This window comes from Kribbella sp. WER1, from assembly GCF_054189145.1.
Genome location: NZ_CM135186.1, coordinates 2,482,946 through 2,507,783, shown reverse-complemented (window position 1 = coordinate 2,507,783; position 24,838 = coordinate 2,482,946). Strand labels below are relative to the sequence as shown.

The window sequence follows — 24,838 nt, the reverse complement described above, 5'->3', positions numbered from 1 at the left end:
TGGAGTCCCCGGTGGTGGTCATACCTGCGGCCCCGCGGTACCCGTCGTACTCGCGGCCATCGTCCTACCGCCGGATCTGCGGTCGCCGGACGCGGCGCGTACGCGTCGTACCTGCTCCACCTACGGTCACCGTGATACCGGCTGTTGCCCTCGGTGCGCGTCGGATGCGCGGCACCTCCGCCACTCGTCGGACCTGGGGTATTCGTCGTATGTCGGCCCGCAGCACTCGCCGTACCCCGCGAGCGTGCGCTGCACCCCTCGTACTCGCGGCGATCGTCCTAACTGCCGCGCCTGCGGTTCGCTGCGCGGGGCGTACGCGACGTACCTGCTCCGCCCGCGGTCACCGGAGTACCTGCTGTCGCCCTCGGTGCGCGTCGGATGCGCGGCACCTCCGCCACTGGCCGGAGTCGTCGTACGTCGGCCCGCAGGACTCGCGGTACTTCGCGAGCGCTCGTTGCGCCCGTCGTACTCGCGGTATTCGTCCTGTCGGACCTGCGGGTTCGCTGCACGCGGCGTACCCGTGGTATCTGCTCCACCTACGGTCGCGGTGCGATACCTGCTGTTGCCCTCAGCATGCGCCGGCTGCGCGGCACCTCCGCCATTCGCCGGACCTGGGGTATTCGCCGTACGTTGACCCGCAGCTCTCGCTGTACTCCCGGAGCGTTCGTTGCATCCGTCGTACCCGTGGCAGTCGGGGTCGCTGGTCCACCTACGGTCGCCGTGATACCTGCTGTCGCCCTCGGCGTGCGCCGGATGCGTGGCTCCTCCGCGATTCGCCGGACCGGGGTACTCGCCGTAGGTCGACCCGCAGCAGTCGCCGTACTCCGCGAGCGCCCGTTGCACCCGTCGTACTCGCGGTATTCGTCCTAACTGTCGGCCTGCGGGTTCGCTGCACGGGGCGTACCCGTGGTATCGCTTCACTACGGTCGCGGTGATACCTGCTGTTGCCCTCAGTGCGCGCCGGATGCGTGGCACCTGGTCGATCGCGAACTATGCGCACGGAGCCCACCTGCTCCGCCTACCGCTTCTTTGTCCCGTCTGGGCGGTTGAAGCTAGCCAACGCTCTGAATCGTTCTCTCTTTCCGGCGCTCAGCGTTCGGTGCGGGATTCTATTTGGATCAGGGTTTGTTGGCCGGTGGCTATCAGGGTGTGGTTGGGGGTGAAGACTTCGAGGTGGCAGATGGTGAGGGTTCGGCCGGGTTTGATGACTGTGCCTCTGGCTTCCAGGTGGGCGCCTTCGGCGGGGGCGAGGAGGTTGATCTTGAATTCGACGGTGAGGACCGAGGTGTCTTCGGGGAAGAGGGTGTAGGCGGCGTAGCCGCCGGCGGTGTCGGCTATGGCGGTGGTGGCGCCGGCGTGGAAGTAGCCGTGTTGCTGGGTGACTTCGGGACGGCTGGGGAGTTGGATGTGGACCTCGCCGACGCCGATGTGGGTGATTCGCGCGCCGAGGTGTTCCATCAGGCCTTGGCGGTCGAAACTTGACTGGATCCGGTCGCGTACTTCGGCTGTTGCCTCCACCATGCGGGGAGAGTACTAGGCCAGCGGCACCACCGCGGCCGCCGGCAGGGTCGGGGTGCGGGAGCCGCCGTCGGGTTCGACGGTGAGGCCGAACGTGGCCATGCCGGTGGTGGAGCCGGTGATGACGCGGGTGAGGTCGCCGGTGGCGAGGCCGATGGAGTGGGCGTTCTGTTGCGGGTCCATCATCCAGAGCTGCCAGGTCCGGCCGGTCGGGAGTTTCGGGAGGTCGCGGAGTACGACGACCGACTTGTCGGCGCGGTCGGACGTGACGACGGTGGCTTGGCCGCCGCCGCGGACGGGGCCGTGGACGGTGTGCGCGTCGGGTTCGGCGAGTACGGCGGCGATCTGCCGGCTGGCCTGTTCGGCTGCCGTCCGGCCGCGGTACTGGTCGATCGCGATCCCGCCGCTGACGGCGATCACCGCGGCCGCGGCGGCGAGAGCGAGTACCGACCGGCGGCCGAAGCGACGGCGAACGACTGCTTCCCGCTCCTCGACGAGGGGAGGGAGCTGACGGACGTGTTCGATCGCGGCCATCACGTCGGCCTTGAGCGCGGGCGGTGGCGGCGCGGCGACCTGGGTGGCGAGTTTGACGGCGGCGGCGCGGAGTTCGGCGACTTCGGTGCGGCAGAACGCGCAGTCGGCGAGGTGCGCCTCGAAGCGGGCTCGTTCGTCGTCCGGGAGCGCGTCGAGGACGTACGGGCCGGTCAGGGTGTGGACGTCGGATTCGGTCATCACGCGGGCCCCTTCGTGGTTCCGAGGCAGTCGCGGAGCCGGATCAGGCCGTCGCGCATTCTCGCTTTGACGGTCGGCAGCTTGGCACCGAGCTGCTGCGCGACCTCCGGGTAGCTGTAGCCGTTGTAGTACGCGAGCTCGATCGACTCGCGTTGCAGCCCGGTGAGGCTGTCCAGGCAGCGGCGGACCTGTTCGGCCTCGAGCCGGGTGCTCACGGTCTCGGCGACCTGGTCGAAGTCGACGTCGACCGAGCGTGCACCGGCCTGTTCGGTGCGGTCGGCGGCGGCCTGTTCGGAGCGCACCCGGTCGACGGCGCGGCGGTGCGCGATGGTGAGGATCCAGGAGTGCGCGGAGCCGCGGCCGGCGTCGTACCGGGTGGCCGTCCGCCAGACGTCGAGCATCACTTCCTGGGTGACCTCCTCGGACTGCGCCGGGTTCCGGAGGATCCGGCGGACCAGGCCGAAGACCCAGGGCGCGACCCGGTCGTAGAGGGTGCTGAACGCGGCCGTGTCGCCGGTCGCGGTCAGGACCAGCAGGTCGCCGTCCGTGACCGCGCCGGGCCGCTGCTGCGGTCCGCCGGGCCAGGGGAGCGCGGTGGGTTCGGACACGATCAGCTCACCGTAGCGTTCGCGGGCATGGCTCGGGCCTTCCTCGGAGATGTGGTTCCAGAGGTACTTCGGCGCCGGTCGCGAGCCGGATGGGTCTGAAAGTGCACCCTTGGCGGCGTACAGTCGCCTGCCGTTCGGAATCGTCGTGGGAGAGGTGGAGCAAGTGCTGCGCAAGCTGATCACCGGCGCCGTGGCGGCGACCATGGCCGGTACGTCGTTACTCCTGGCGCCGGCCGCGAACGCGGCACCTGACACGTCCGTGCGGCTCGGGGGAGTGCACGACGGTCAGGTGGCGTTCGACGGTCTGACCGAGCTCGTCGTCCAGCGGATCCTGATCGGTGACGACGTCGCCGCCTCGAAGTACTTCAGCGGCAAGCCGGTCGACGACCCGGTCCGGGAGCAGCAGATTCTCACCGCGGTCCGGGCGTCGGCCGTCCAGCTCGGGATCGACCCGGATTCGACGGCGGCGTTCTTCCAGGCGCAGATCGACGCCAGCAAGGTGGTGCAGCGCGGGCTGCTGGCGTATTGGGCGGCGCACCCGGAGAAGGCGCCGACCAGCGGCCCGGATCTGAACGTGATCCGCGAGAAGCTGGACGCGCTCACGACCCAGCTGCTGGCCGAGCTGGTCCGCGTGGATCACCTGCGGCAGAGCGGGCTGCGGTGCGACATTGCGCTGGTGGTCGCGGATGCGACGGTCGCGGCCCGTCACCACCTGGACCCGCTGCACCGCCGCGCGCTGCGGACCGGTTCGGCGGCGACCTGCTGATCAGCCCATCCGGGCGAGGGCGGCCTCGGTCAGTTCGTACCGCAGGGGCTGCCCGGCGGCGTACCGCTCGATCTCGTCGGCCGTGATCGCGCCCATGCCGAGGTAGCACTCGACGGTGGCCGCGGCCTGATGCGGCGTGAGCAGCACGTTCGGCAGGCCGCGGAACCCACTGTCGGCCGGCAGCGGCTCGAGGTCGAACACGTCCAGCGCCGCATCCAGCCGCCCGGACCGCAGCTCGCGGAGCAGCGCGTCCATGTCCACCAGCCACGACCGGGCCGTGTTCACCAGCGCGGCGCCGTCCGGCATCAGCGCCAGCTCGCGGGCCCCGATCATGTGGTGCGTCTCCGGCAGCGTCGGCGCATGCAGCGCCACCACCCGGCAGGTGCGCAACAGCTCGTCCAGGCCGGTTCGCCGTACGCCGAGCCCGGCCGCCCGCTCGTCGGTCAGATAGGGGTCGTAGGCAACCACCTCGGCGCCCAGCGCGACCAGCATCCGGATGTACTCGACGCCGGTCCGCGACGCGCCGACGACGCCGATCCGGGACGCGGTCAGCCCGTGCTGCGGCGGCACGGGGCCAAAGCCGTCCCGCCAGCCGCCGGCGTGCATGCCGTGGTCGAACCGCTGGATCCGGTGCAGCAGGCTCAACGTGAACGCCAGCGACACCTCCGCGACCGGCTCCGCCATCGCCTGCCCCGCCTGCGTGATCCGCAGCCCGCGCCGGAACACCTCGTCGGTGACGAAGTGCTTCACCGACGACGCACTGTGCGCGATCAGCCGCAGCCGGTCAGCGTGGTCCAGCACGTCTGCGGTCAGCGGCGCCGCACCCCACGACGTGATCAGTACGTCGGTCCCGGGCAGCGCGGCCCGCAACGCGTCGGCGTTCGCCGGATCGGGCAGCACGACCACCTCCCCGAGCGACTCCAGTCGCGCCATGCTCTCCGGCGCGAACACCATCTTCAGGTACGACGGCGTCGCCGCCAGGGCAGTCCGCAACTTTCCGGCCATGACCGAATTCTACCTGCCGCGCCCGACGGCCAGGTGGAGTCCGAGTGTCAGCGCCAGGATGACCGCGGCGATCCCGAGCAGGCCGTGCGGCGCGGTCCCGGCGGCCAGGGCGAGTCCGCCGATGCCGCTGCCGATCGCGGAGCCGAGCGAGATCGCGCTGCCGTTCAGCGCCATCACGATCGCGGGGGACTCGGGTGCGAGGCCGGCCAGCCGGACCTGCTGCGGTACGGCGGCACCGCCGTTGCCGACGCCCTGCGCGAGGAACCAGGTCACGCCGATGACGGCGGCCGAGCTGAGCACCAGGCCGACCATCCCGAGGGCCGAGTTCAGCAGCAGGACGGCCAGTACGACGCTGAGGACCCGCGGCGCCGGGAAGCGGTCCGCGAGCCGCCCGGTGACGGCGTTCCCGGCCGCGCTGGCCACGCCGTACCCGAACATGATCGCGACGATCATCCAGCCGGCCGGGAAGAACGGGCCGAGGATCAGGACGGCGTACGTGAAGCAGGTGAAGCTGCCGGCCAGGACGCCGGTGGTGACGAGCAGCCCGCCGAGCAGCCGCGGCCGGCTGAGCGGGCGGAGCTGGTCGGCGAGCCGCCCGGCCGGGAGGTGCCGGCGCGGGAGTCCGCGCAGGATGCCGGCGAGCGCGACCGTGCCCATGACGGCGACCAGGATCATCGGATAACGCCAGCTCGACTGCCCGATCAGCAGCCCGAGCGGTACGCCGAGGGCGGTCGCGGTCAGCAACCCGCCGAGCACGAACGACAACGCCTTCCCGCGGTGCCGGACCGGCGTCACCGCGATCACGTACCCGCTCACGGCCGCGTTCAGCAGGCTGGCCCCGAGCGCCGCCAGCACCCGTCCGCCGAACGCGATCGGGTACGTCGTCGCGAGCCCGACGACGAGGTTGCCGACGACGAACACCGCCAGCGCGGCCGCGATCGTCGTACGGCGTTCCGGCGAAGGCCGCGGGCAAGGCGAACGCGGACATCAGCTGGCCGGCCGCCGCGACGCTGACGTGCAGGTCCGCCGCGATGTGCGGCAGCAACCCGGTCAGGACGTACCCGTCGATGCCCATCGAGAACGTGGCCACCGCCAGCCAGGCGAGCGGGCGGTACGAGAACTCAGTCTCAGGGGCGCAGGTCGTCACCCGAGGGATGCTTTGGAGGCACGCGCGACCAGCAGGTGCAGGCCGACCGTGATCGCCAGCACGACGGCGGAGACGCCGAGCAGCCCGTTCGGCGCGGCGCCCGCGGTCAGCGCGACGCCGCCCAGGGCGCTACCGATCGCCCCGCCGAGTGAGATCGCGCTGCCGTTCAGCGCCATCACGATCGCGGCCGAGTCCGGTGCCATCGAGGCGAGCCGAGCCTGCTGCGGTACGGCGCCGCCGCCGTTGCCGACGCCTGCCGAGAAGAACCACACGAGACCCCAGACCGCCGCGACGGTGGCCGGCGCGAAGATCAGCGCGACCATGCCGAGGACCGCGTTCAGGAACAGCCCGACGAGGACGACCGTCAGCACCTTCAAGGCGGTGAACTTGTCGACCAGGCGCCCCGTCACGGCATTGCCCGCCATGCTGGACACGCCGTACCCGAACATGATCGCGATCATCGCCCACTTCACGTGGAAGTGCGGCTCGAGGATCAGCGTCGCGTACGTGAAACACGCGTAGCTGCTGCACAGGATGCCGCTGGTGACGAGCAGCCCGGCCACCAGCCGCGGCTGCCCGAGCGGCCGGAGTCGTTCGATCAGCGTGCCGCCGGGCAGATGCAGCCGGGGCAGCCGCAGCATGATCCCGGCCAGCGCGATCGTGCCGACCACCGCGACCATGACCATCGGGAACCGCCAGCTCGACTGCCCGATCACCAGCCCGATCGGTACGCCGAGCGCGGTCGCGGTCATCCACCCGCCGAGCACGAACGACAACGCCTTGCCGTGGTGCTCCGACGGGGTCAGCGCGATCACGTACCCGGTGACGGCCGCGTTCAGCAGGCTGCCGCCGAGCGCCGCGATCACCCGCCCGCCGAGGGCGACCGGGTAGTTCGTCGCGACCGCGACCACCACGTTGCCGACGATGAACACGGCCAGCGCGAGCGAGATCGTCGTACGGCGTTCCCAGCGCGATGTCAGCGTGCCGAGCACCGGGCCGGCGAGCGCGGCGGTGAACGCGAACACCGACATCAGCTGCCCGGCGGCGGCCGGGGTGACCGAGAGGTCGCCGGCGATCTGCGGCAGCAGCCCGGCCAGCACGTAGCCGTCGATGCCCATTGAGAACGTCGCGACCGCGAGCCAGATGAACGGGCGGTACGAGAAGCCCCGCCCCTCCGCCGTCCCGGCGGGTCGCGTGTCCGTCATCTGCCAATCTCACCCCGAGCGGCTCGCTCACGGCAAGAGGAAGTTGATCAAATCTGTTAGGAACCGCGAACTCAGGTGCAGTTCCGATCACAATTACGGAGGCTGTATTCCATATTCGTGGATCTTCCGGTAAATAGTGGCCCGGGACATCCCGAGCGACTTCGCGGCCCGGCCCTTGTGCCCGTCGTTGGCGATCAGGCTGCGGATGATCGCGTCCCGTTCGAGTGCCTCCAGCTGGCTGAGGCTGCGGCGGCTGACCGCCTGAGTCCGGCCCGGCAGGTCCGCGGGCACGATCACGCCCGCGCGGCGCCGCCGGACGACGACCTGCTGCAGTACCTGGCACAACTCGGCGGTGTTGCCGGGCCAGGCCGAGCGGAGCAGCTGCTGCATCGTGTCCGGTCCGCAGGTGAGCTCGCCGTGACTGAGCTGCTCCAGGAAGTACGGGACGAGTTCGCGGACGTCCTCGATGTGGTGCCGCAACGGCGGTACCTCGACGGTCAGCGGGAACAGCGTGAGCAGTTCGCCGAGATGCGCCGCGTCCTCACAGCACAGGGTCAGCACGACCCACGGCGGCTCGGCCGGCCGCCGTTCGAGGACGCCGTACAAGGCCTCCACGAGCCGGGCCACTCCGGCCGGATCGAGCGCTTCGGCATGCCGTACGGCGAGGCTGTGCACCGAGTCGTCGGCCAGCTCCGCATCAAGCTCGGCGACGAAGGTGTCCACCGGCTGATCGGCGTCGACGACGTGGAACAGGCCCGCCCGGTTCTGCCGATGGGCCGCCCGTGCCAGGGCGACCTTGCCGACGCCGCGCTCGCCGGTCAGTACGACCCACTGACCGGCGCGGCACGCGTTGTCGGCCTCACGGCTGCTGCCCAGCCACGGCGCGCTCCGGCCGACCAGCCCGGGCAGCACCGGCCGCGGCGGCGGGCGATGGCCGGACTCCGCGGACCGGAGGTCGACGGCCGTCGACTGCGGGGTGACCTGGATGATCCCGGCGCCGGGCCGCCCGCCGACGGGCCGGCAGGTGATCCGCACCCAGGAGCCGCTCGGCAGCTCGGTCAGGATCGCCTCGGTCGCGCCGGCGGTGAGGATCTCGGCCGCGTACCCGAGGACGGCGCGCTGGTCGTCGGTGTCCAGCGACTGCCGCGCCTTGGAGTTCATCAGCAGCAGGTCCTCGTCGATCGCGATCACCAGGTCGCCGAGCCGGCGCGAGCGCTGCAGGTACGTCTCCAGCAACGTCAGCTCGCGGGTGGAGCTGTCCTTGAGCAGCGCGGCACGGATGTTCTCGGCCGTCGTCTTCGCGAGCGCCATCAGCAGCGACCCGGCGTCCTTGCGCCAGCAGGTCAGGTCGATGGCCCCGATCGTCTTGCCGTTCAGCGGATGCTTGATCGGTACGCCGGCACACGCCAGGTCCTCGAGGTCCTCGGCGTAGTGCTCGTGGCCGAACACCTGCATCGGCCCGCCGCCCTCGAGCGCGGTCCCGATCCCGTTCGTCCCGGCGAACTCCTCGGCGTAGCTGAACCCCGGCGCCAGGTAGACCCGGTCGAGGTGCCGGGCCAGCCCGCCGTCCGCGGTCAGCCGTTCCAGGACCAGGCCGGACCGGTCGGTGAGGATGACGCTGATCGGCTGCCCGTCGAGGTTCTCGTGCAGGCGGTGCAGGACCGGGGCGGCGCTGCGGGCCAGCGGTACCTCGAGGTCCGGGTCGGCGACGTACGGCAGCTGGATCCTGTCCGGCGGGAGGTTCCAGTGCTGCGAGCGGACCCAGGAGGCCAGGATCGGCGGACGGACGTCGCGCACCTCGACGGGATCGAACGTGAGGAAGTTCAACCGGGCCCGTGCGGTCCGGAGGTTGTCGTCCGCCGTAGGTGTGAGTTCGTCCACGGGGCCTCCCTGACGCCTGTTCCGAGCGTAGTCCAGTGGGCCGCAACTGCTGTCTCAGATTGAGACAACCGACTGTTCCGCTGTGGGTTGTGCTGGGCAGATGGAGGGCGAGTCCTACAACCCGTGGTCGGTCGTACACCTGGTCTTCGAACACCTCGCCGACGCCGGCCTGCACCCGGTCCTCGGCAGCACCGGACATCCCGGCGAACCGGCCGCGGAACTACTGCGCTGCCTGGGGATCCGGCCCGATCCGGAAGGCGATCAGCGGCTCACGGAGGAGAAGGACGCCAAGCTCGCGGAGCTCCGGAAGGCGTACTTCGGCGAATCCTGACCGCTTCTCAATTTGAGACCTCCATCACACTCCCGCCCGGGCTGTACTGCAGGTGACAGCCGGTCACATGAGCGGGAGGAGTGCCATGAGTCGCCAGAGTGTGGCGAAGGCCCACCAGAAGATCCAGGAGTTGTCCTGGGAACCGGCGTACCACGAGCCGGTCTCCCAGTACGGCACCGACTACACGTTCCGCAAGGCGCAGAAGAAGGATCCGCTGAAGCAGGTCCTGCGGTCGTACTTCCCGATGCAGGAGGAGAAGGACCACCGGGTGTACGGCGCCTCCGACGGCGCGATCCGCGGGAACATGTTCCGCCAGGTCCAGGAGCGCTGGCTGGAATGGCAGAAGCTGTTCCTGAGCATCATCCCGCTGCCGGAGATCTCCGCCGCGCGGGCGATGCCGCTGCTGTTCCGGACCGTGCCGAACCCCGAACTGCACAACGGGCAGGCCATCCAGATGATCGACGAGGTCAGGCACTCGACGATCCAGCAGAACCTCAAACGCCTGTACATGAACAACTACATCGACCCGGCGGGCTTCAACTCCAGCCTGCGGAACTTCCAGAGCGACTACTGCGGCACCATCGGCCGGCAGTTCGCCGAGGGGTTCATCACCGGTGACGCGATCACCGCGGCCAGCATCTACCTGACCATCGTGGCCGAGACCGCGTTCACCAACACGCTGTTCGTCGCGATGCCGGCCGAGGCCGCCGCGAACGGCGACTACCTGCTGCCGACGGTCTTCCACTCGGTGCAGTCCGACGAGTCCCGGCACATCAGCAACGGGTACGCCACCTTGCTGATGGCACTCGCCGACGAGGACAACCACCAGCTGCTGGCCCGCGACCTGCGGTACGCCTGGTGGAACAACCACCGCGTCGTCGACGCGGCGATCGGCACGTTCATCGAGTACGGCACCAAGGACCGGCGCAAGGACCGCGAGTCGTACGCCGAGATGTGGCGCCGGTGGATCTACGACGACTACTACCGCAGCTACCTGGTGCCGCTGGAGAAGTACGGACTCGAGATCCCGCACGACCTGATCGAGGAGTCCTGGAACCAGATCTGGAACAAGGGCTACGTGCACGAGGTCGCGCAGTTCTTCGCCACCGGGTGGCTGGCCAACTACTGGCGGATCGACCCGATGACCGACAAGGACTTCGAGTGGTTCGAGTACAAGTACCCGGGCTGGTACGACAAGTACGGCAAGTGGTGGGAGAACTACAACCGGCTGTCGATGCCGAACGGGCACAAGCCGATCGTCTTCGAGGACGTGGACTACGAGTACCCGCACCGCTGCTGGACGTGCATGGTGCCGTGCCTGGTCCGTGAGGACATGGTGATGGCGAAGGTCGACGGGCAGTGGCGGACGTACTGCCACGAGATGTGCAAGTGGACCGACGAGACCGCCTTCCGGCCGACGTACATGGGCCGTAACACCCCGAACATGGGCAAGCTGATCGGCCACCGCGAGTGGGAGACGCTGTACCACGGGTGGAACTGGGCCGACGTGGTGTCGGACATGGGCTTCGTCCGCGACGACGGCAAGACGATGGTCGCGCAACCGCATCTCGACCTGGACCCGACGAAGATGTGGACGCTGGACCACCTGCGCAAGTGCCCGCCGCTGGCGAGCCCGAACGTACTGCTGAACGAGATGAGCGACGACGAGCGCACCGCGTTCGCCGCCCGCTACGTGAAGGGTGGTCCCGCCGGACGCTTCGCACCCGCCGACGCCTGATGAAGCACGTCGTGAGGTTCGAACCGGTCGGCATCGAGATCGAGGTCGACGAGGACCAGACGATCCTGCGGGCCGCGGCCGAGCAGGGCGTGATGCTGATGCACGGCTGCAAGGAGGGACAGTGCGCGTCCTGCAAGTCGTTCGTCCTCGACGGTGAGGACATCGACCTGGACCGGTACTCGACCTTCGCGCTGCCGGAGTACGAACTGGACGAGGGCTACACGCTGCTGTGCCGCGCGCACGCCTTCGAGGACCTCACGATCGAGCTGCTGAACTACGACGCGGACATGATCCGCTCCGGGCTGCCGATCCAGGAACGCACCGCCGAGGTCGTGGCCATCACCCCGGTGACCCACGACCTGCGGCACCTGGTGCTGCGGCTCACCGAGCCGGGGGAGCTGAAGTACTTCCCCGGGCAGTACGTCGACATCGCCGTACCGGAGACCGATCAGACGCGGTCGTTCTCGATGGCGAACACCTCCAGCCGGGAGGGCGGCAGGCTCGAGTTCGTCATCAAGGTGTACCCGGGCGGCGTGTTCTCGGAGTTCCTCGACCGACGGCTGCAGGTCGGCGACCGGCTGGAGCTGACCGGGCCGTTCGGGGTGTTCACCCTCCGGGACAACCTGGACGCCCGGTTGGTCTTCGTCGGCGGCGGCGCCGGGCTGGCACCGATCCTGGCGCTGCTCCGGTCGATGGCCGAGCGGGGGATCGACCGGCCGACCACGTTCTACTACGGGGCCCGCACGCAACGCGACCTGTGCTTCGAGGACGAGCTGCGGGCCCTGGAGGAGCAACTGCCGCGGTTCCGGTACGTCGCCGCACTGTCGGAGGACGACTGGGACGGCGAGAACGGGCTGATCACCGACGTGGTGAAACGGCTGGAACCGGACCTGGCCGGCGCCGACGCCTACGTGTGCGGGCCGCCGCCGATGGTCGAGGCGGCGATCCCGCTGCTCGAACGGCTCGGCGTGGCGACCAAGCACATCTACTACGACAAGTTCACGACGACCGGCGACGCCGGTGACTCGAAGGTGCTGGAGGCACGATGACCGCCACACAGGAATCACCCAAGACTGAACGCAGTGTGCCCAAACCGGTCTTCACCGACGCCGAGGCCGGCGCCCGCGAGTTCCCGGACTCGACGTTGCGGCACTACAACTACTACAAGCCGCAGAAGCGCAAGCAAAGCCACTACGAGGACGTCACGGTCGACGTCCAGCCCGACCCGCGGCACTACCTGACGCAGGGCTGGCTGTACGGCTTCGCCGACGGCCGCGGCGGCTACCCGCTGGACTGGACCGTGCTCAAGGCGTGGGGCTCGGACAAGCCGTCACCGCTGCGCGGCCCGGGCTCCGGCGGGATGATCGTGAAGGAGTGGCCGGCCACCGGCTGGCACGAGTTCCGGGACCCGAACGAGGAATGGGAGCTGACGCTCTACCGGTACAACTCGAACGTCGTCCGCCAGGTCACCCAGAACGTCGAGGCCGCCAAGGCGACCAAGGCCTTCGAGCAGTGGAACCCGAACTGGGTGCGGTTCGTCGAGCAGCACGTCGGCGCCTGGATGCACGTCGACCACGGCCTCGGCCTGTACCTGTACGCGAACGCGAACCGGCGCGCGCCGACGAACATGCACAACAACGCGATCTCGGTGAACAGCATGCACCGGATCCGCGCCGCGCAGGACCTCGCGCTCTACAACCTCACGCTGTCCGAGGAGATCCCGGGCTTCGACGGCTCCGCGCACCTGGAGACCTGGAACCACGACCCGGCCTGGCAGGGTGTCCGCGAGCTCGCCGAGTCGCTGACCGCGATCGACGACTGGTGCGAGGCGATCTTCGCCGCGAACATCGTCTTCGAGCCGCTGGTCGGTGAGTTGTTCCGCAGCCAGCTGGTGCAGCAGGCGGCGCCGCGCAACGGCGACTTCGTCACCCCGACCGTGATCGGCGCCGCGGAGTACGACTTCGCCGAACGCGACCTGCGCTACACCACCGCGATGTTCGAGCTGCTGACCGAGGACAAGGAGTTCGCCGCGCACAACAAGGCGATCATGAACGGCTGGGCGAGCACCTGGACCGCAAAGGCACTGGCCGCGGCCCGGACGTTGCAGCCGCTGTGGTCGCAGCCGGACGCCAAACCGCCGCGGTTCGAGGACGGGCTCGACCGCGTGAAGAGCCGGTTCAGCGGCATCGTCATCGCGCTGGGCCTCGAGGAACCGAAGGAGTTGGCACAGTGACCACGCTCAAGGCAGTCGTCGAGAGCCCGTTCAAGTCCGACAGCACGGCGTCCAACCGGTGCGGCTTCACGCTGATGAACAACCAGGTCGGCGTGATCGTCGCGGACGTCATGAAGGCCTACGACAACGTCACGGTGACGCCGCTGCCGTCGATGATCCGGGTGGACGCGACCGGCCGGATGGATGTCGTGTACGACGACGTGTCCGAGGCGCTCGGCGAGGAGCCGGGGTACTTCGACCAGGCCGAGTTCGAGGAGAACATGTCCACCCACTACGGCCGGATGGTGCACCTCGACGACCGGACCATCCTGTTCGCCAACCCCGAGGACGCCGCCGACTACATCGGCTTCGACCTGACCGCATCCAGCTGACAGAGGGGGTCTCTCGTGTACGAGAAGAACGGTGAGAAGTACTACGTGGTCGACAGCCACATGCACTTCTGGAAGGCAGGCCCGGACAACTGGGTACCGGGCGCGGAACAGTACGCGAAGGGCTGGATCGAGTGCTTCCACGCGTACATGAGCCTGGCCCCGAAGGAGACGCACTGGCCGATCGAGAAGTTCATGAGCTACACCGAGGACGACCTGATGAAGGACGTCTTCGAGGACGGCTACGTGGACGTCGCGATCTTCCAGCCGACGTACCTGAAGGAGTGGTACAAGGAGGGCTTCAACACCACCGAGCAGAACGCGGCGCTCGGCGAGAAGCACCCGGGGATGTTCGTGCTGAACACCCGGTTCGACCCGCGCGACGGTGACGCCGGCCTCGAGGAGCTGGCAGCTAACGTCAGCCGGTACGGCTCGAAGGGCGTCAAGCTCTACACGGCGGAGTGGAACGCGGGATCCCGCGGGTACAAGCTCACCGACCCGGCGGCCTACACCTACCTGGCGAAGGCGCAGGAGCTCGGGATCAAGAACATTCACGTCCACAAGGGCCCCACGATCTGGCCGCTGGACAAGGACGCGTTCGACGTCGCGGACGTCGACCACGCCGCGACCGACTTCCCCGACCTGAACTTCATCGTCGAGCACGTCGGCCTGCCGCGGATCGAGGACTTCTGCTTCATGGCCACCCAGGAGCCGAACGTGTACGCCGGCCTGTCGGTCGTGATCGGCGGCCTGATGCACGCCCGGCCGCGGTTCTTCGCCAAGGTGATGGGCGAGCTGCTGTTCTGGGTCGGCGAGGACAAGATGACCTTCGGCAGCGACTACGGGATCTGGGAACCGAAGTGGCAGATCGAGGGCTTCGTCGACTGGGATTTCCCGGACGATCCGGAATTCGCCGACTACCCGCGGCTGGGTGTCGAGGGCAAGAAGAAGATCCTCGGCCTGAACGCCGCCAAGCTGTACGACCTCAAGGTGCCCGGCGAACTGCAACTGAAGGAGGCGACGCCGGCCGCGCAGGACGACTCGAAGTTGGTCACGTCCTGATGACGGCAGTGGTGACCGAGCGGGACCGGGTCCTGGACGCGCTGGGTGCGGTCCGGGACCCGGAGCTGGACGAGCCGATCACGACGCTCGGCTTCGTGTCCACCTGCGTCGTGTCGGCCGCCGGTGACGCGGTCGTCCGCCTCCGCCTGCCGACGTACTTCTGCGCACCGAACTTTGCCTTCCTGATGGTGGCCGACGCCTACGACGCGGTCGCGGCACTGCCGTCCGTGCGCACGGTCGACGTCGCCCTGGAGGACCACTTCGCGGCCGCGCAGATCAACGCCGGGGTGGCCGCCCGGGCGGGGTTCGTCGCGTCCTTCGACGGCGAGGCGACGGCGGAGCTCGACGAGCTCCGCCGGTTGTTCGTGTCCAAGGCGGTGCTGGCCGGGACCGACCAGGTCTGTCGGCCGCTCGTTGCGTCCGGCATCGATCCGGCGGAGATCGCCGGGCTGACGGTCGCCGGCGTACCACCGTCGCCGGCCCTCGAGCGGCTGCTCCGCCGCCGGGCGGAGCTCGGGTTGCCGGCCGGGCCGGACGCGCCGTTGCTCGTCGATGTCAGCACCGGAGAGGCGGTCGCCGCACCGGCGGCGGCGCGGCATCTCGGGCTGGCCCGGCTGACCCGGACCGGGATCGAGGCCAACACCGGGATCTGCAGAGGAATGCTGAAGCACCGGTATGCCGAGACCGGTGCGGGCGAGGAGGAGCTGGGATGAAGGCCGTTCGACTGCACGGGTACCACCAGCAACCAGTTGTCGACGACGTACCGGAACCGGCCGTGAAGGGCCCGCTGGACGTCGTCGTCAGGATCGGCGGCGCCGGCGTGTGCCGGACCGACCTGCACATCATCGAGGGGCAGTGGGATGCCGCGATGCATCCGGCGCTGCCGTACACGATCGGGCACGAGAACGCCGGTTGGGTGCACGAGGTCGGCTCCGCGGTCACGAACGTGCAGGTCGGCGACACGGTCATCCTGCACCCGACGCCGACCTGTGGGCTCTGCCGTGCGTGTCGTGCAGGGGACGACATGCACTGCTCGAACAGCACGTTCCCGGGGCTGGACAGCGACGGCGGGATGGCGGAGTACCTGCTGACGTCGGCGCGGGCCTGCGTGAAGCTCGATCCGAGTACCCGGCCGCAGGACGTCGCGGCGCTCGCGGACGCGGGCATCACGGCCTACCACGCGGTCCGCAAGGCGCTGCCGCTGCTGCCACCCGGTACGACGGCGGTGGTGATCGGCGCGGGCGGTCTGGGACACATCGGCGTCCAGTGCCTGGCGGCGCTGACCGCGGCCCGGATCATCGTCGTGGACCGCAACCCGGACGCGTTGAAGCTGGCCGAGCAGCTCGGCGCCGACCAGACGGTCGTTGCTGACGGCAATCAGGTGGAGAAGGTCCTGGAGCTGACCGACGGTGCCGGCGCGCACGTCGTCCTGGACTTCGTCGCCGAGCAGGGCGCGGAGCAGGACGGCTTCGCGATGACCGGCCGGGCCGGGTCGTACTTCGTGATCGGGTACGGCGGGCAGGTGCGGATCCCGACGCTGGACATCATCTCCACCGAGCGGAACATCGTCGGCAACATCGTTGGCACGTTCAACGAACTGGCCGAGTTGATGGCGCTCGCGCAGGCCGGGAAGGTCACGCTGCACACCCGGACCTACCCGCTGGACGCGGCCGTCGAAGCGGTCGCCGACCTCGACGCCGGCCGCATCCGCGGCCGCGCGATTCTCGTTCCGTGATTCTGGAGGGAAGTCATGGCGAAGGAGCTGCGGTTCGGAGAGACTGCTCGTGAACTGCTGCTGGCCGGTGTTGATCAGCTGGCTGACGCAGTGAAGTCGACGCTCGGCCCGAAGGGGCGCAACGTGATCCTGGAGAAGATCACCGGCTCCCCGGTGGTCACCAACGACGGGGTCACGATCGCCCGCGAAGTACACCTGAAGAACCAGTTCGAGAACATGGGCGCCCAGCTGGTCAAGGAAGCCGCGATCAAGACCAACGACATCGTCGGCGACGGCACCACCACCGCGACCGTGATCGCGCAGGCGATCATCCGCGAAGGCATGGCGGCGATCGGCTCCGGCGGCAACCCGGTGCTGGTGAAACGCGGCATCGACCTGGCCGTCGCCCGGCTGGTCGAACGGCTCCGCGAGGTCGCGCACCCGGTCCAGACCGAGCACGACTACGCCCGGGTCGCGGCGATCTCGGCGAACGACGACGACGTGGTCGGCGCGGTCATCGCCCGCGCGCTGCACCGGGTCGGCGACGGCGGGATCGTCACCGTCGAGGAGTCCGCCGTACACGGGATGAGCGTGGACTTCGTCGAGGGGTTCGAGTTCGACAACGGCTACCTGTCGCCGTACATGGTGACCGATCCGGGGAGTCTGCAGGCCGTCCTCGACAACCCGTACATCCTGTTGTGCAGCGAGAAGATCACCAAGGTGCAGGAGGTGATGCCGCTGCTCGACAAGATCATGCGGGAGCCGCGGCCGTTGGTGATCATCGCGGAGAGCCTCGAAGGTACGGCGCTCAGCATGCTGGTGCACAACCACGTGAACGGGCTGTTCCAGTGCGTCGCGATCAAGGCGCCCGGGTTCGGCGACCGGCGGCTGCACAAGCTCGAGGACATCGCGGCGATCACCGGCGGCGCGGTGTACAGCCGGCACTCCGGGTTCAGCCTGGAGACGATGACGCTCGACCAGCTCGGCCGCGCGGACCAGGTGCGGGTCAACGCCGACCGTACGGCGATCGTGGCCGGGTCCGGGCACGAGCAGGACGTCGCGTTCCGGATCGCTCAGCTGCGCGCGGAGCTGGAGCGGGCGACGTTCGGCGTCGACGAGGACGTCCTGACCGAGCGGATCGGCGCACTGTCTGGCAAGGTCGCGATCATCCGGGTCGGCGCACCGACACCGGTCGAACTGAAGGAGCTGCAGCACCGTGTCGAGGATGCGTTGTCGGCCACCCGGGCCGCGATGGCCGAGGGGATCGTCGCCGGCGGTGGGATGGCGCTGCTGCACGCATCGCCGGCGCTCGACGACCTCGACGTGCAGGGTGACTACCGGATCGGCGTCGACATCGTCCGGCGCGCGCTGCGCGAACCGGCGTACCTGATCGCCGCGAACGCCGGCTACTCCGGCGCCGAGGTCCTCGAACGAACCGCCGCGATGGACGTCGACGACGGCTTCGACGCCCTCGACGGCCGCTACGGCAACATGCTTGCCATGGGCATCATCGACCCGCTCCGGGTGGCCCGCTCCGCCCTCCAGAACGGCGCCTCGGTCGCCGGCCTGCTCCTCACCACCAACACCCTGATCGCCGAGGAACAGACCCCGTGGGGCGGCAGCCCGTCGCTGATGACCGAGTACGGCGCGCTGGACGAAGGCCTCCACCAGCCTTCCCCCGACTCCAGCACGCCGCAGTCCCTGGGCCTCGGCCCGTCCGTCGGTTAGGAGGGCCAGCGGTACTCCACACACTCGGGTCGCGTCGGTGTCTGCGGCACGGTGTCCGTCTTCCCGTTCGGAAGCGTCACGAACACCTGCGGGCAGGTCACCGGCGCGGTGCGTGGTGTCGGCTCGGGTTCGGTGCTCAGCAGTCTGCCGGCCGCGTCGTACGCCCGGATCACGAAGTCGTCGCGGCCGGGGTCCCCGGAGTCGTATGGCCCCCAGCCGGTACGGCCGACCGTCGGCGCGAACCAGAAGCCGTTCCACAGTGCTGCGTCGATCGGCTCCTGCCCCTTCGGCTGGACCGTGACGCGGGCGACCGTCTTCGTGTAGACGCCTGCGTTCCGGGCGAAGCGCAGGAACGGGCCTCCGGTGATCCGGGCGCCCGTTGCGAACCGGATGCTCGACTCGCTGATCACCCCACCCGCGGTGCGGCTGCACAGCCAGAACTTGGGCTGCTCCAGTCCCGGCAGCTTGCGGAACGTCTCGACGCCGCGCCCGATCAGCCAGGTGTTCACCACCTTCGGGTCCCGCACGGTGCTGAACTCGAACGCCTTCAGCACTGTGAAGTCGGTGAACGGGTGCGGCATCCCCTTGCTGGTGATGCGGTTCGCCTCGGTCAGGCATTGTTGGCGGAGGGTCTCGGTTTCGGCCGGCGTCAGCGCTCTGGTCGCGTTCGGCTGGGCGGCGGGTGGTGCGGTGTGTGGCTTCGACGTTCGGATCGCGACCACCAGGCCGGCCACCACGACGAGCACGGCGGCAGCCGCGACGAGCGGGGCGAGCGTGCGGCGGGGTTTGGTCTCGATGGTGGCCAGCAGTTCCGCGCGGAGGCGTTCGTGGGTCTCGGGCGGCAGCGGGTGGTCGGGCCGGCGGGTCAACAGTTCGTTCATGGCAGCTTCTCCAGGGAATCCGACGGTACGTCGACGCTGAGCTCGCGCAGCCGCTTGCGTGCGCGGGCGATCCGGGACTTCACGGTGCCGAGCGGTACGTCGAGCGCGACCGCCGCGGACTGGGCGTCGAGCCCGCTCCAGAAGCACAGCTCGACGACTTCCTGCTCGTGCCGCGGCAACTTCTCCAGCAGCGCCCGCAACCGCCGGGCCTCCCGTTCGTCGTCGATCCGTGCGGCCACCCGGTCGGCGTGATCGGGTTCGTCCGGGGCCGGCACCTGCCTGTGCAGGTTCAGCCACCGGAACCGTTGCCGTCGGCGCTCGTTCCGCACCCCGAAGCCGTCCGGTCCCCGCTCCCACAACTCCGCGTCACCCACCGCCACCTCCAGATCGTCCCGTACTCACCCCCCTTCATGTCCCGACCCTCCGACCGGGGTCCCGTCCGCACTCCGAGACACCACCAGGAATGTCTACCAAATCAGTAGACTTAACCCCGTGACCCCGTCCGTACCCGGCGGGGTCACACCACGGCAGGACCGCGTCCGCCCGTCATCGGCCCCGTTCACCAGGCGGGACCGCGGACGGCGACGCGGTCCCGCCCTGGTCGGTGGACGGCGGCTGGTTGTACGTGTGGCCGCGCCGGAAGGTCGCTCCGCCCGGCGGCTGCCAGTTCTGCCAGCTGTCCGGATCGGTGTCCACTGGTGCGGACCGTGGGCCTACGCCGTCCGCGTTCTCCGTCGCGACGGTGTACTGGTGCACTCCGTCCTCCAGTTCCTCCACGAACTCCTGCCCAAGCCCGCGATACACCTCCCCACCAGTCGACCGGTACAACCGGTAGCCGGACGCTCCCAGGACCTGGCCCCACGTCACGGTCGCGACGCGCTCCACCACCTGGACCTTCAGCCCGTCCGGCGGGTCGTTGGACATCCTCACCGGATAGTCGCGGCTCGGTTCGCTGCGTTGGTCGCTGTTGAGGGCGATCACTCGCACATGCACGTCCTGCTCGCGTCCGGTGAGTTCGGCGATGGCCTGCCAGGTGAGGCCGCCGTCTTCGCTCAGCTGGAGTTCGTAGTCCTCGGCGCCGGCGACCGGCGTGAAGTGGACGGTTGCCCCGGTGAGGTGGGTGATTTCGGGTGGGAGGGGTTGGGGTTTGCCGGTGGTGATCTCCCAGTGGTGGCGGCCGGCGGGGAGGGCGGTGGAGTCGGCGGGTGCGCCGTCGACGTAGAGGTCGCCGGGTATTTCCGACAGGGTGAAGGCGGTGGGTGTGGGGGAGTAGTAGACGCCTTTGAAGGTGGGGAGGTCGAGGGTGACGGCGAGGGCCGGGTCGGGGGTGGTGAGGGTGACGGCGGGGGTGCCGATGCGGGAGCCTTGGAAGAGGGCGAGGCGCTGGGAGCCGTCGGCGGAGAGGCGGACGGCGCCTGCGGTGCCGGTGAAGTGAATGGCGGCGTCATGGTCGATCTGGGCGGGCTCGTAGTAGACGGAGGGCGAGCGCCGGAAGATGTGGTCGACCGCGTCGGGAGTCCGGACCTGAAATCCCCACGGGGTGTCGGTCACCTCGACGTCCGGGCGGTGGCTGACGAGCGCGAGGACGTTGCCGCCGGTGCCGTCCGCGGGGCTTTCGCTGCGTACGCCGCGGCTGTACTCGGTGCTGAACTCCGACAGCTCCCGTCCCGCGACGTGGATGAACGGCAGCTCGTCCACCACCTCGTCGACGCTGTTCGCGTCCCACCCGGTGGCGGCGGTCGCCACCGACCAGGTCCACGCGGTCCGCTGGTTCGGCGCCACCGCGTCGTACACGACGAGGTAGTCGCTCCCGATCAGCATCACCGACCGGCTCCGGTACACCCCGTCCCCGACGATCTCGGCGTACTGCGCCCAGCCGAGGTCGTACAGCGGCCGCTCGAGCGCATGCGGCCCGATCGAACGGTACGACCCGTCCGCCCAGACCCCGAACGAGCTCGTGTACGTCGCGCCCGGCGCGCGGCGATCGCCCGCGTCCTCCGGGCCGTGCCCGCTGTGGCTCCGGCCGTCCGCGTAGTAGTAGATCGTCCCGGAACCGTTGTCGCCAGGTACGCCCCACCGGTAGTTCGGCCCCGGGTCCGTCTGTTGCAGGAACACCGCGATCTCGGTCGGCCGGTCCACGTCCGCGCGCAGCGTGACGCCGTACCCGGCGTGCTTCGTGCTCCGCAGTCGCGGGTTCGTCCCCGTTCCCGCCTCGACCGCGAACCGCCACGGATCGGCCGCGCCCGGCCGGTGCTCGAGCAGCGACGCGTCCGTACTGCTTGCCCACAGCAAATGCTCGGCGACCAGCGGCGCGTAGTTCCGCAGCGCCTGCGCGAGCAGCCGCAACTCCAGCGGTGGACGCCGCGGCCAGTACGCGTGCGCCCCTTGGGGCGGATGCACCCGCCCGCCGAACAGCATTGGCGGAGTCAACGATTCGACCAGCCACGAACCCATCGCCGCCAGCTGCGGGTTCGCCAGCCGGTTGCGCCCGTCCGCGAGCATCCCGCAGATGTTCCCGAGGACGGTCGGCCGCAAGAAGGCCCACACATACGTCGCCAGGCTTTCGGTCCATCGCCCGCCGCGCGCGTCCCCGTCCGCCGGCCGGGTGTGGAACGCCGCCACCAGTTCGACGAACTTCCCGAACTGGTCGAGCCACGACGCCGCGGCCGGATGCTCCGGGAACAACCAGGCGAAGCATCCGAGGGCCGCCTTCCCGTCCGCCATGAAGTTCGGGTGCCCGCCGAACATCCGCCGCATCGGCCCGATCTCCTCGGACGCCGCGACGTACGCATTCAGCAGCAGCAACGCCTCGGCCCGCTCCCGATCGCCCGGGTCGAGCTTGTCGCCGAGCCGCGCGTACCCGTCGACCAGCCGCTCGTACAACGGCCGCTGCCCGATGTTGCTGTACCCGGCGACGTCGTTCACGCCCCGCGCGATCAGCCGCGGCCCTTCGGCCCCGTCGAACAGCTCGTCGAGCAGCTCCTCCGCCGACGTGATCGGCCCGTCGTGGTACGGCGACGGCGGCCGCGTCCCGTCGTACCAGAGCTGCCAGTCCTTGACGCGATCCAGGCTGAGCGTGCTGTACCAGTGCTGCAGCTGCCGGACGTGCGTGGTCCGGAACTCCTGCGGTACGCCGAGGCCGTGGTCGTAGCACGCGATCCCCGTGCGCCGCGTGCCGTCCCGCAACGGCCACGTCCACCGCAGTACGCCGTCGTACCGGAAGCGGATCCGGAGCGCGGGCGACGACGCCCACAACGCGTACTGTTGGTCGTCCCAATGTTCCGGGTCGAGGACGAAGACGCCGACGCCGGTGCCGGCGTTCCAGAACGTCGCGTGCGGGCGGACGTCGAACGCGTACGACGGCGCGTACGGCGCGACCGTGAACGCCATCTCGGCGGCCGGATCCTCGGTCCGGGCACGGCCGAAGAACGCCGGGTCCTCGCCGGCGTCGCCGATCACCAGCGGCTCGTCGATCGGGAGCCACTCGTGGACGGACAGGTCCTGCGAGTACGGCCAGGTGGAGGAGAAGCGGTGCGTGGGGCGGAAGCCGGTCCACTCCAGCTCCCAGAACGCGTCGCCGAGCCCGCTCATCTCCTCGTCGAGCTCGATGTGGTCGTAGCCGGCGACACAGCGGATCGTCGCGACGTACCGGCCGCCGCCGTCGAAGTCGTACATCAGCCGGAAGGTCGCGAAGAGGTCGCCGGCGTCTTGCAGGATTGTCTGCAATCCGACGATCGGCGGGGCGTTGCGGAAGGACGTCCGCCCGAGCCAGCCGGTCCCGCGGTCGAAGGCGATCCCCGCCGCGGTGTCCCGGGGAAGGCGGACCCGCAGGCGACCGGTGTCGACGATGATCGAATCGGCTTCGTAGGAGACCACCAGTGAATTCCGGGCCATGGTGGGCGGGCCGGGGCGTAGTTCGAAGGTGCGGGATTCGCCTGGGGGAAGGTCGGTGAGGAAGGAGACGGAGGCTTCGGTGAGGAGGCCGTGGTCGCGGCGGACCTCGGACAGCTGGCACGGGACCGGCGTACCGGAGCCGTCGATCAGTTGCAGCTGGTCGTAGGCCGGGACCGGCCAGCGGACGCGGTAGGTGACCAGCGTGTGGGGCCAGCTGAACTCGGAGTGGTTCAGGCGGTCCCGGAGCTCGAAGCGGATGCTCCGAGCTCCGGCGGGCCAGTCCGTCACTCGGACTCCACGGCGGGCTGGGCGACGCCGCGGCTGCCGGCCATCGCGCCGCCGGCGACGCCGTCGACCAGATAGCGCTGCAGGACTGCGAACACCACGATCACCGGTCCGGCGACGATCAGCGTCCCGGCCGCGATCAACGGCCAGTTCTGGCTGTACTCGCCGAAGAACGAGTACAGGCCGCGCGTCACCGGCCACAGCTTCGAGTCCGACAGCATCACCAGCGGCAGGATCAGGTTGTTCCAGCTGCCGATGAACCCGAAGATCCCGAATGTCGCCAGCGCCGGTTTCATCTGCGGCACGATGATCTGCAGGATGAACCGGACGTACCCGCAGCCGTCCATCGCGGCGGCCTCGTCCAGCTCGCGCGGGATCCCCTTGATGTAGCCGACGAAGAAGAAGAACCCGGCGCCCGCGAGGCTGGTCATGATCAGGTACCCGACCATGCTGTTGTACAGGTGCAGCGCCTGCGCCTCCACGAACAGCGGGATCAGCCCGCCGGGCAGGAACCCGGAGAACACGAAGAACCCGTACAGCGCGTTCGAGTGCCGGAAGTACCCGCGCGAGATCGGGAAAGCCAGGAACACCCCGAGAATCAACGTGATCACCCCCGGCACCACGGCGTACACCAGGCTGTTGACCATCTGCCGGCCGAAGTCGCCCTGCGTCCACGCCTGGCTGAAGTTCGTCCCGCTGACCACCGACGGGATGCCGGTCGGATCGCGCAGGAACGCCGTGTACGGCTTCACCGACTGCAGCGCCAGGTAGATCACCGGCAGCGCGAACATCCCGACCGAGATCACCAGGCAGGCCGCCTGGCTCGTGAAATGGCGAGCTCTCACAGCGAGACCTCCCGACGACGCAGCACGACCAGCAGGCCGCCGCCGATCACGAGTGTGAGGAAGAACTGCAGCATCGCCAGCATCGAGCCGTAGCCGAGCTGCGAGTTGCTGCCGAACGCGGTGGTGAACATCGAGAGCCCCAGGGTCCGGGTGCCGAAGTTGCCGTTGGTGAGCACCAGGATCAGCGCGAACTCACCGATCGAACCCATCGCGGTGAGGAACACGTTGACCGTGGTGGCGGGCGCGAGCAGCGGCCAGGTGATGTGCCGGAACACCGCCCACCGGCCGGCGCCGTCCAGTGCGCCGGCCTCGTACACGTCCTTCGGGATGTGCCGCAGCCCGGCGATGTAGATCAGCATCGAGTACCCGCTGAACATCCACACGTTCACGCCGATCACCAGGGGCAGCGCGAGTTTCGTCGACCCGAGCAGCGACGACGTGATCCCGAACGCCGACCGCAGGATGTGCGCCACCGGCCCGCTGTACGGGTCCAGCAGCAGCGAGAAGATCGCGCCGACGACCGCGACACTGAAGATCTGCGGCATGAAGATCAGCGCCCGGTACAACCCGTACAGCGGGCGCTTCTCCTTCAAGAGCACGGCGAGTCCGAGCGCCACCCCGTTCTGCAGCAGGGTCACCGCGATCACGTAGATGATCGTCACTTTCAGGCTGCCCGCGACGTCCGGCAGCATCGTGGTGAAGGCGTCCCGGTAGTTGCACAGCCCGCAGACGTTGAGCGCGGTGCCCGGGAGCCCGGAGTACTTCGTGAACGAGTAGCCGACCGTGGCGACGGACGGGTACAGGCCGAACACCAGCCAGCCGATCCCCGGGATCGCGATCGACAGCCAGGGGATCCAGCGGCGGGTCCGGCGGGTGCCGAACGGACAGGTCGTCATC

At 69.3% G+C, this 24,838-nt stretch carries 22 protein-coding genes; 10 read left to right on the top strand and 12 right to left on the bottom strand.

The window, feature by feature from the left end; translation table 11 throughout:
• Positions 1–1,089: 1,089 nt before the first annotated feature.
• From ACXJJ3_RS12205 to sigK, 3 genes are read right to left on the bottom strand one after another with little or no spacing between them, the layout of a single operon-like run.
• Positions 1,090–1,521: a PaaI family thioesterase gene (locus ACXJJ3_RS12205; RefSeq protein ID WP_458170107.1), complete on the bottom strand. Its 432-nt coding sequence runs from the start codon at positions 1,519–1,521 to the stop codon at positions 1,090–1,092.
• A gap of 12 nt (positions 1,522–1,533) precedes the next feature.
• Positions 1,534–2,250 (bottom strand): anti-sigma factor, encoded by a 717-nt coding sequence (locus ACXJJ3_RS12200; RefSeq protein WP_458170106.1) that lies wholly within the window; start codon positions 2,248–2,250, stop codon positions 1,534–1,536.
• Positions 2,250–2,858, bottom strand: coding sequence for an ECF RNA polymerase sigma factor SigK (gene sigK / locus ACXJJ3_RS12195; RefSeq protein ID WP_458170105.1), 609 nt, complete (start codon positions 2,856–2,858; stop codon positions 2,250–2,252). Before sigK ends, ACXJJ3_RS12200 begins: the two co-directional genes overlap by 1 nt.
• Before the next feature lie 163 nt (positions 2,859–3,021).
• Here sigK and aroQ point away from each other — a divergent pair, with 163 nt between their 5' ends.
• Positions 3,022–3,624, top strand: a complete 603-nt coding sequence (gene aroQ, locus ACXJJ3_RS12190) for a gamma subclass chorismate mutase AroQ (RefSeq protein WP_458170104.1) — start codon at positions 3,022–3,024, stop codon at positions 3,622–3,624.
• On the opposite strand, the gene ACXJJ3_RS12185 is transcribed toward aroQ, so the two are convergent.
• From ACXJJ3_RS12185 to ACXJJ3_RS12170, 4 genes are all read right to left on the bottom strand, one after another.
• Positions 3,625–4,629: a hydroxyacid dehydrogenase gene (locus ACXJJ3_RS12185; RefSeq protein ID WP_458170103.1), complete on the bottom strand. Its 1,005-nt coding sequence runs from the start codon at positions 4,627–4,629 to the stop codon at positions 3,625–3,627.
• A 9-nt stretch (positions 4,630–4,638) separates the two neighbouring features.
• Entirely contained in the window at positions 4,639–5,550 is a 912-nt protein-coding gene (locus ACXJJ3_RS12180) for an MFS transporter (protein ID WP_458170102.1), read from the bottom strand.
• Between the two features lie 222 nt (positions 5,551–5,772).
• The gene (locus ACXJJ3_RS12175) at positions 5,773–6,981 is read right to left on the bottom strand and encodes an MFS transporter (protein ID WP_458170101.1); all 1,209 of its coding nucleotides are present in this window, start codon (positions 6,979–6,981) and stop codon (positions 5,773–5,775) included.
• A 93-nt stretch (positions 6,982–7,074) separates the two neighbouring features.
• Positions 7,075–8,862, bottom strand: coding sequence for a sigma-54-dependent Fis family transcriptional regulator (locus ACXJJ3_RS12170; protein ID WP_458170100.1), 1,788 nt, complete (start codon positions 8,860–8,862; stop codon positions 7,075–7,077).
• A gap of 100 nt (positions 8,863–8,962) precedes the next feature.
• Between ACXJJ3_RS12170 and ACXJJ3_RS12165 the strand changes: the two genes are divergently transcribed.
• The 9 genes from ACXJJ3_RS12165 (at position 8,963) to groL (ending at position 18,036) form a co-directional block, all read left to right on the top strand.
• Positions 8,963–9,193, top strand: a complete 231-nt coding sequence (locus ACXJJ3_RS12165) for a hypothetical protein (protein ID WP_458170099.1) — start codon at positions 8,963–8,965, stop codon at positions 9,191–9,193.
• 85 nt (positions 9,194–9,278) lie between these two features.
• Positions 9,279–10,931 (top strand): hypothetical protein, encoded by a 1,653-nt coding sequence (locus ACXJJ3_RS12160; RefSeq protein ID WP_458170098.1) that lies wholly within the window; start codon positions 9,279–9,281, stop codon positions 10,929–10,931.
• Between the two features lie 11 nt (positions 10,932–10,942).
• Positions 10,943–11,980 (top strand): FAD-binding oxidoreductase, encoded by a 1,038-nt coding sequence (locus tag ACXJJ3_RS12155; protein WP_458170097.1) that lies wholly within the window; start codon positions 10,943–10,945, stop codon positions 11,978–11,980.
• Positions 11,977–13,164 carry an aromatic/alkene monooxygenase hydroxylase subunit beta gene (locus ACXJJ3_RS12150; RefSeq protein ID WP_458170096.1) on the top strand — a complete coding sequence of 396 codons (1,188 nt, stop codon included), beginning with the start codon at positions 11,977–11,979 and terminating at the stop codon, positions 13,162–13,164. Before ACXJJ3_RS12155 ends, ACXJJ3_RS12150 begins: the two co-directional genes overlap by 4 nt.
• Positions 13,161–13,535, top strand: a complete 375-nt coding sequence (gene mimD / locus ACXJJ3_RS12145; RefSeq protein WP_458170095.1) for a propane 2-monooxygenase effector subunit MimD — start codon at positions 13,161–13,163, stop codon at positions 13,533–13,535. The genes ACXJJ3_RS12150 and mimD overlap by 4 nt, the downstream gene beginning before the upstream one ends.
• Before the next feature lie 15 nt (positions 13,536–13,550).
• Positions 13,551–14,594 carry an amidohydrolase family protein gene (locus ACXJJ3_RS12140; RefSeq protein ID WP_458170094.1) on the top strand — a complete coding sequence of 348 codons (1,044 nt, stop codon included), beginning with the start codon at positions 13,551–13,553 and terminating at the stop codon, positions 14,592–14,594.
• Positions 14,594–15,307, top strand: a complete 714-nt coding sequence (locus ACXJJ3_RS12135; RefSeq protein ID WP_458170093.1) for an iron-sulfur cluster assembly protein — start codon at positions 14,594–14,596, stop codon at positions 15,305–15,307. Before ACXJJ3_RS12140 ends, ACXJJ3_RS12135 begins: the two co-directional genes overlap by 1 nt.
• Positions 15,304–16,329, top strand: a complete 1,026-nt coding sequence (locus tag ACXJJ3_RS12130) for an NAD(P)-dependent alcohol dehydrogenase (protein WP_458170092.1) — start codon at positions 15,304–15,306, stop codon at positions 16,327–16,329. Before ACXJJ3_RS12135 ends, ACXJJ3_RS12130 begins: the two co-directional genes overlap by 4 nt.
• Positions 16,330–16,344: 15 nt before the next feature.
• On the top strand, positions 16,345–18,036 hold the full coding sequence (gene groL, locus ACXJJ3_RS12125) for a chaperonin GroEL (RefSeq protein WP_458170091.1): 1,692 nt from the start codon (positions 16,345–16,347) through the stop codon (positions 18,034–18,036).
• Here the strand turns inward: groL and ACXJJ3_RS12120 are convergent.
• The 5 genes from ACXJJ3_RS12120 to ACXJJ3_RS12100 all read right to left on the bottom strand — a co-directional run bounded on the left by ACXJJ3_RS12120 (position 18,033) and on the right by ACXJJ3_RS12100 (position 24,837).
• Positions 18,033–18,917 carry a hypothetical protein gene (locus ACXJJ3_RS12120; RefSeq protein WP_458170090.1) on the bottom strand — a complete coding sequence of 295 codons (885 nt, stop codon included), beginning with the start codon at positions 18,915–18,917 and terminating at the stop codon, positions 18,033–18,035. The two genes, groL and ACXJJ3_RS12120, sit on opposite strands and share 4 nt — an antisense overlap.
• Entirely contained in the window at positions 18,914–19,291 is a 378-nt protein-coding gene (locus ACXJJ3_RS12115) for an RNA polymerase sigma factor (protein WP_458170089.1), read from the bottom strand. Before ACXJJ3_RS12115 ends, ACXJJ3_RS12120 begins: the two co-directional genes overlap by 4 nt.
• Before the next feature lie 172 nt (positions 19,292–19,463).
• Positions 19,464–23,099: a hypothetical protein gene (locus ACXJJ3_RS12110; RefSeq protein ID WP_458170088.1), complete on the bottom strand. Its 3,636-nt coding sequence runs from the start codon at positions 23,097–23,099 to the stop codon at positions 19,464–19,466.
• Entirely contained in the window at positions 23,096–23,941 is an 846-nt protein-coding gene (locus ACXJJ3_RS12105) for a carbohydrate ABC transporter permease (protein ID WP_458170087.1), read from the bottom strand. The genes ACXJJ3_RS12110 and ACXJJ3_RS12105 overlap by 4 nt, the downstream gene beginning before the upstream one ends.
• Positions 23,938–24,837 (bottom strand): carbohydrate ABC transporter permease, encoded by a 900-nt coding sequence (locus tag ACXJJ3_RS12100; RefSeq protein WP_458170086.1) that lies wholly within the window; start codon positions 24,835–24,837, stop codon positions 23,938–23,940. Before ACXJJ3_RS12100 ends, ACXJJ3_RS12105 begins: the two co-directional genes overlap by 4 nt.
• Between the last annotated feature and the right edge of the window lies 1 nt (position 24,838).

Excerpts from the sequence above, each read along its gene's own strand:
- ACXJJ3_RS12205 (WP_458170107.1), bottom strand. The coding sequence starts at position 1,521 with ATGGTGGAGGCAACAGCCGAAGTACGCGACCGGATCCAGTCAAGTTTC.
- ACXJJ3_RS12200 (WP_458170106.1), bottom strand. The coding sequence starts at position 2,250 with ATGACCGAATCCGACGTCCACACCCTGACCGGCCCGTACGTCCTCGAC.
- ACXJJ3_RS12185 (WP_458170103.1), bottom strand. The coding sequence starts at position 4,629 with ATGGCCGGAAAGTTGCGGACTGCCCTGGCGGCGACGCCGTCGTACCTG.
- ACXJJ3_RS12175 (WP_458170101.1), bottom strand. The coding sequence starts at position 6,981 with ATGACGGACACGCGACCCGCCGGGACGGCGGAGGGGCGGGGCTTCTCG.
- ACXJJ3_RS12165 (WP_458170099.1), top strand. The coding sequence starts at position 8,963 with ATGGAGGGCGAGTCCTACAACCCGTGGTCGGTCGTACACCTGGTCTTC.
- ACXJJ3_RS12160 (WP_458170098.1), top strand. The coding sequence starts at position 9,279 with ATGAGTCGCCAGAGTGTGGCGAAGGCCCACCAGAAGATCCAGGAGTTG.
- ACXJJ3_RS12150 (WP_458170096.1), top strand. The coding sequence starts at position 11,977 with ATGACCGCCACACAGGAATCACCCAAGACTGAACGCAGTGTGCCCAAA.
- ACXJJ3_RS12135 (WP_458170093.1), top strand. The coding sequence starts at position 14,594 with ATGACGGCAGTGGTGACCGAGCGGGACCGGGTCCTGGACGCGCTGGGT.
- ACXJJ3_RS12130 (WP_458170092.1), top strand. The coding sequence starts at position 15,304 with ATGAAGGCCGTTCGACTGCACGGGTACCACCAGCAACCAGTTGTCGAC.
- groL (WP_458170091.1), top strand. The coding sequence starts at position 16,345 with ATGGCGAAGGAGCTGCGGTTCGGAGAGACTGCTCGTGAACTGCTGCTG.
- ACXJJ3_RS12120 (WP_458170090.1), bottom strand. The coding sequence starts at position 18,917 with ATGAACGAACTGTTGACCCGCCGGCCCGACCACCCGCTGCCGCCCGAG.
- ACXJJ3_RS12100 (WP_458170086.1), bottom strand. The coding sequence starts at position 24,837 with ATGACGACCTGTCCGTTCGGCACCCGCCGGACCCGCCGCTGGATCCCC.